Origin of the sequence: Chitinimonas sp. (assembly GCF_041904975.1) — a bacterium.
In the GTDB taxonomy this organism is placed as follows: domain Bacteria; phylum Pseudomonadota; class Gammaproteobacteria; order Burkholderiales; family Chitinimonadaceae; genus Chitinimonas.
Map to the genome: position 1 here is coordinate 1 of NZ_JAYRLZ010000261.1, position 5,937 is coordinate 5,937.

Below are 5,937 nucleotides of genomic sequence, written 5' to 3' on the forward strand. Positions count from 1 at the left end.
GAAATGTTTGGATGAAATCGTGAAGGCAGCGCAGGAGATTGCGCAAGACACGCGATATCAGCGACTGCGTCAGTACGCACGGAGACGGGGGGTATCATCATGGCGCGATCCATATGCCCCGTTCTCTCAGTGGGTTCGATTGCAGGCGACAAACCCTTCCTCGGGCTCCCACCCGTCCAGTAATGGCATGCCAAACCGGCAATAGGCGTCCAGGCTGGCCTGAAGTTGGCGCCCAAGCAAAGTGGAGACGTGGTAGCCGCCTCTGGCCGCGGCCCGGTCCCTAATTTCGCCCCATGTCGCCATTGCCCAGGCGGTCATGTGCTCCTGGTTGGCAATCAACTGGCGCTTGATCTCGTCATACGCCGTATCCAAACCGATGCCAGAAAAGTCCGGGTCGGTCTCGATGTTTGCCAAACATTGCCTGACCGAATCAGCCGCCGTGGCAGTAAACCACTCGGTCGGGCAACGGGCACTCCAGACTATCCATTCCGGAGGTTCGATGCGCACGGCTGCCAAGCGCTTCAGCATCTTCTCAAGCGCGACAGTCTGCGCCTTGGTCTGGCAGCGCGCGATCGGTGCGTCGTGCAGGTTGAAGTCTTCGAAATAGCGAATACTGAAGGCGGTCACCCGGTGCAACAGGTTCTCTGTCCGGCCTAATTTGAAACCTCGCCCGTCGGTAAGCGGCAGCATGTAGACGAAAGGCTGTGGAGGTTCCCTACCGGCCTTAGGAGTATGGGCAAAGGCGCGGTGATCGCTGCTGTGACGCGGCATGATAGACCTTCCTTGCTTGTTGGCGCTCGCAACAGGCTGTTGCGAATACCTAGTTTTGCTATATCGGACGGTCAATCTACTGTTGCGTTCCCGGCCCGCACACTGCGCAACGACGAGCGGGATTTTTAGTGCGCAACGTTATCAATGATGATTTTGGCGGCAGATGTCGATTTCATCGGCACATCGCGTGCGCAACACCTTCCGTAACGACCAAGTTCATGCAGTAATGATGACCAGTCTGTCAAAGCTCGTCAAACATCGATCAGCACGAGCACGAGCACGAGCACGAGCACGAGCACGAGCCGATGATGAGACCGCTGAATGTCTCTGTTCAACCGATATGCCACGCAGCAATCGACCACCATACCCGCCACACCCGCTCCGGCATCTGCAGCAAGTACGCCGGGTTACCGTAGCCGAAGAATGCAAAAGGCCCCGAAACCCGCGTAGTTCAGACCTTGAATCTGCCCACTTGCTTCGCCAGCTCTTGCGCTTGTTCCTGTAGCTTCAATACGGCATTGCGGGCGGTCTGGATAGACCCGTCGTTGTCGCGTGCCATCTCGCTGATCAGTTCGACATGCTGGGCGATTTGCGTGCTTGCACTCGACTGCTCCGACGTTGCCAGGGCAATTTCGCTGACCTGGCCGGTCAATAGCCCCACCTTGACATGGATGGACTCGATGGACGAGGCCGCATCTCGAGACAGCGCAACGCCCTGTTCGACCTTGAGCGCGACCTCCCCGACACGGGCAACCGCCTGACTGCTATCCAGCTGGATGCCCTCGAGCATCTGGTTGATCTCTACCGTAGCCTGTGTGGTTCGCTCTGCCAGCTTGCGCACCTCGTCAGCCACTACTGCGAAGCCGCGCCCTTGCTCGCCGGCACGGGCCGCTTCTATGGCGGCGTTCAAGGCGAGCAGATTGGTTTGACCGGCTATGTCATGGATCACCGTGGCAATGGCGCTGATCTGTTTGGCGCGGCCGTCCAGCTGCTCCACACCTTTGCGCACCTCTTGCATCGTGCCCTCGATAGCGGCGATTTCTTTAGCCGTTTGCTGGATGCGGCCGGCTGCGTTGCGTGTCAACTCATCGGTGGCACGTGCAGCCGCGTCTGCGTCGCTACCGTGATCTGCTACATGGGTGATGCTGACTGTCATCTGCTCTACCGATGCTGCGGTCGACGCCGAAGCATCGCTTTGCCGGCATGAGCGCTCGGCAATATCTCCGGTGATGCCACCAAGGGTAGCGCTGGTCTGGTCAAGCACACCGCTCTGCTGCTTGATGTCGAGCACCAGCGACTTGATGCGCGCCACGAAGGCATTGAACGATGCCGAGATTTGCCCCACCTCGTCATCGCGCTCCACTTTCAGCTGCCGCGTCAAGTCGCCTTGGCCGGTGGCCAGATCTGCCATGGCGGCATTCAGACGCTGCAAGGGTTGCATGGCGCGACGCATGGCCAGCATCAGCACCGCAGCCATGGCGAGCAGGCACAACAAGCCCACCACGATACTGGTGACCACGATGGCATTGGCCGGCCCCATCACGGCTGCCAAAGGGAAGCTGGCGTGCAAGGCCCACGGGGTGCCGCCATTGCCGATACTGAGCGGCGCGAACAGATGCGCCTGCCCATCGGCAATGTACTCAAAGGCTTTGCCGGACTTCACTGCCGCCAGAGCATCCTTGGGCAGGTCGTCGGCTGGTTTGGCCAACTTGGCGGCATTGGCATTGGTGGCATAGAGTCCGCCGTTGGAGATCAGGTCTACACTGCCCACGCCAAAAGGTTTCACCTTGGACAGGGAGGCCTGCAAACCCACCAGCGGGAAGTCTGCACCGACCACCGCCACGAATTTGCCGTCGATCAGCATTGGCGTCATCAGGGATGTCATCAACACATCCTTGCCCATGACCTTATACAGGTAGGGTTCGATCAACGCATCCTTCAGTGTCTTTTGCGGGATCACATACCAATCGTTTTCGCCGGCCTTGTCGTAGCCGGTAAGCGGCTCTACGGCAATCTGGCCACTGCCACGGTTCCAGTAGGGTAGAAAACGCCCGGTATGGTCGTGATTCGGCTTTTTGTCCACAAAGTCGGCATCGCGTCCGTCCAGAGCATTGGCTTCCCACAAATTGCTGTAGGCCAACACATCCGGGTTGGCACGAAGCATATTGGCCATCATGGCGTCGATCTGCTCGCGGCTGGGCGGCTGGGCGGACGTACGCATGCCCACCATGGCGTTGCCAAGACTGTGCACTGTTTCATACGTGGCATTCAACGTGCCCTCCAGCTTGGCGGCTTCACTCGCCACCAGGCGGCGCGCATCGGACAGCGCAGCCTCGCGAACACTGCCGCGGCTCTTGTAGGCAACGATTGCGCCCGAGATGGACAGGCCGACCAGAGCGCAGCCCAAAGCGGTGAGCGTGAGCCGGACTTGCAAAGAAAGACTGGGGCGGGTCATGGTGATTGCCTAGCGATGGTCACATGGACCAGATCAGGATCGCTCGATGGCGATTTGTATTTATGCATCCCAAGATGCAGTTCCCCCCACGGCATAGCTATAAGACATCAGCCGGCCATTGTTCAAGTTGTGCCTGCTACGCAGTCTCCATGCATCGCGTCATGGCTGTCGCGGGCCAGCTACGTGCAAAGCCGATTCCGACTCGAAAACAGCAGCAATTCGGCTGCGCAGCCAGACCACTGCGCGTTCTTTCCACACTCGTTCAACGGGACAAACGTTTGATGATGCGGTCGTATTCGCCATTGGCGCGGATGATGGCAAGGCCGCGATTGAATGCCTCCAGCCGGCGCTGGTAGCCGGGACGATTGCGGGCGAAGCCGATGTATAGCGGCATGGACGCCAGGGGCGGGTCGAGCCAGACCAGCTGATCGGCACCCTCGCGCAAACGGGTACGCAACAGGAATTCGGCCACGGCGCGATCGATCAGCACCAGATCGACATGACCGGCCTGCAATTTGCGCAGATTGCCCAGATCATCGACCGCTGCATCGGTATTGAGCTGAGCTGCATCGAACTGGGGGGGATTGGCGTAGTCGCGTACCACGCCGATGGTATAGGGCTTGAGTGCAGCGAGCTGCCGCACATCGATCAGTTGCTCGGCACGCCCATAAAAGCCGATGCGATTGGTCCACAAAGGCTCGGAAAACGCCAGAAACTGTTCGCGTTGCTTTTGGTACCAGACAGCCAGCACCGCATCAAACTGCCCTTTGCGCATCTGCGCCATGACGCGCGCCCACGGCTGAAAAGTGACTGTCGACGGGTAGCCTGCCGCTTGCAAGGAAGCTTGCGCAATAGCCGTAAAGAAGCCCTGCTCCGGCAGGTCCGCCGAGGTGAACGGCGGGAAATCGGTTGCAATCAGGGTCACGGTATTGCCGGCGAAAACAGAGGGTGCAAGCCATAGCGCAAGGGCGACGGGCAATACACGCAAACGACGGAGTATGGTGACAAAGCTGGCTGGCATTTGACCACTTTAGCCGATCCTGCGGCCACCGTACGCAGCAAGACAGCGCACGCATCGACTTTAGCGGCCATCTCCCCTAGAATTGCGCCCCTTTTCCCAAAGAATTCAGGCAGTTCGCCATGTCGCCCATCGCCCAGGAAGTCAAACGTCGTCGCACCTTCGGCATCATCTCCCACCCCGATGCCGGCAAGACCACGCTGACCGAAAAACTGCTGTACTTCTCGGGTGCCATCCAGATGGCCGGCACGGTAAAGGGCAAAAAGACCGGCAAGTTCGCCACATCTGACTGGATGGAAATCGAAAAGCAGCGCGGCATTTCGGTTGCCTCCTCGGTGATGCAGTTCGATTACCGCGAGCATGTGATCAATCTGCTGGATACCCCTGGCCACCAGGACTTCTCGGAAGACACCTATCGCGTGTTGACCGCGGTCGACAGTGCCTTGATGGTGATCGATGCCGCCAAGGGGGTGGAAGAGCAGACCATCAAGCTGCTCAATGTCTGCCGCCTGCGCGACACCCCTATCGTCACCTTTATGAACAAGTACGACCGCGAAGTGCGCGACAGCCTGGAACTGTTGGACGAGGTGGAAAGCGTGCTGAAGATACAGTGCGCCCCCATTACCTGGCCAATCGGCATGGGCAAGACCTTCCGCGGCGTGTACCACATCCTGAATGATCAGATTCTGCTGTTCGCCCCCGGTGAAGATCGCAATATCGAGGACGTGGAAATCATCCAGGGCATCGACAACCCACGCCTGGATGAGCTGTTTCCGCTGGAAATCGAACACACCCGCATGGAGCTGGAGCTGGTCAAGGGTGCATCGCACCCCTTCTCGCTCGACGATTTCCTGGCCGGCAAGCAGACACCGGTGTTCTTTGGGTCGGCCATCAATAACTTCGGTGTGCGCGAGATCCTCAATGCACTGATCGACTGGGCCCCTGCCCCGCAGCATCGCGATGCCACGGTGCGCGATGTCAGCCCTGACGAAGAAAAATTCAGCGGTTTCGTGTTCAAGATCCAGGCGAATATGGACCCCAAGCACCGCGACCGCATCGCCTTCTTGCGCGTATGCTCGGGCAAGTTCGAGCGCGGCATGAAGATGAAGCATTTGCGCCTGGATCGCGATGTGGCGGCGAATTCGGTGGTGACCTTTATGGCATCGAGCCGCGAGCAGGTGGAAGAAGCTTACGCGGGCGACATCATCGGCGTGCCGAATCACGGCAATATCCAGATCGGCGACAGCTTCACCGAGGGCGAAAAACTCGCTTTCACCGGCATCCCCTACTTCGCACCCGAATTGTTCCGTTCGGTTCGCATCAAGAACCCGCTCAAGCTCAAGCAGCTGCAAAAAGGTTTGCAACAACTTGGCGAAGAAGGCGCAGTGCAGGTATTCAAGCCGCTGTCGGGCGCTGACATGATTCTCGGTGCAGTGGGGGTGCTGCAGTACGAGGTGGTGAAGAGCCGGCTGGAAAACGAGTATGGTGTCGATGCCGTGTTCGAGAGTTGCGCAATCAACACCGCGCGCTGGGTGAGCTGTGAAGATGCACGCATGCTGGCAGATTTCGAGAAGAACCTGGTGCTGAACCTGGCACGCGACGCCTCGGACAATCTCACTTATCTGGCGCCGAATCGGGTCAATCTGCAGCTGACCCAGGAACGCTGGCCCAAGGTGCAGTTCCATGCCACGCG

At 58.9% G+C, this 5,937-nt stretch carries 4 protein-coding genes; 1 reads left to right on the plus strand and 3 read right to left on the minus strand.

What is annotated here, in order from left to right:
- Window positions 1–126 precede the first annotated feature (126 nt).
- The 3 genes from ACE3OH_RS18320 to ACE3OH_RS18330 form a co-directional block, all read right to left on the minus strand.
- Window positions 127–771 carry a hypothetical protein gene (locus ACE3OH_RS18320; RefSeq protein ID WP_374356550.1) on the minus strand — a complete coding sequence of 215 codons (645 nt, stop codon included), beginning with the start codon at window positions 769–771 and terminating at the stop codon, window positions 127–129.
- A gap of 451 nt (window positions 772–1,222) precedes the next feature.
- Window positions 1,223–3,226, minus strand: a complete 2,004-nt coding sequence (locus tag ACE3OH_RS18325) for a methyl-accepting chemotaxis protein (RefSeq protein ID WP_374356553.1) — start codon at window positions 3,224–3,226, stop codon at window positions 1,223–1,225.
- A 262-nt stretch (window positions 3,227–3,488) separates the two neighbouring features.
- Window positions 3,489–4,151 carry a substrate-binding periplasmic protein gene (locus tag ACE3OH_RS18330; RefSeq protein ID WP_374356556.1) on the minus strand — a complete coding sequence of 221 codons (663 nt, stop codon included), beginning with the start codon at window positions 4,149–4,151 and terminating at the stop codon, window positions 3,489–3,491.
- Window positions 4,152–4,366: 215 nt separating this feature from the next.
- On the opposite strand from ACE3OH_RS18330, the gene ACE3OH_RS18335 reads away from it, so the two are divergent.
- A partial coding sequence (locus tag ACE3OH_RS18335) for a peptide chain release factor 3 (RefSeq protein ID WP_374356559.1) occupies window positions 4,367–5,937 on the plus strand: 1,571 nt, incomplete at its 3' end.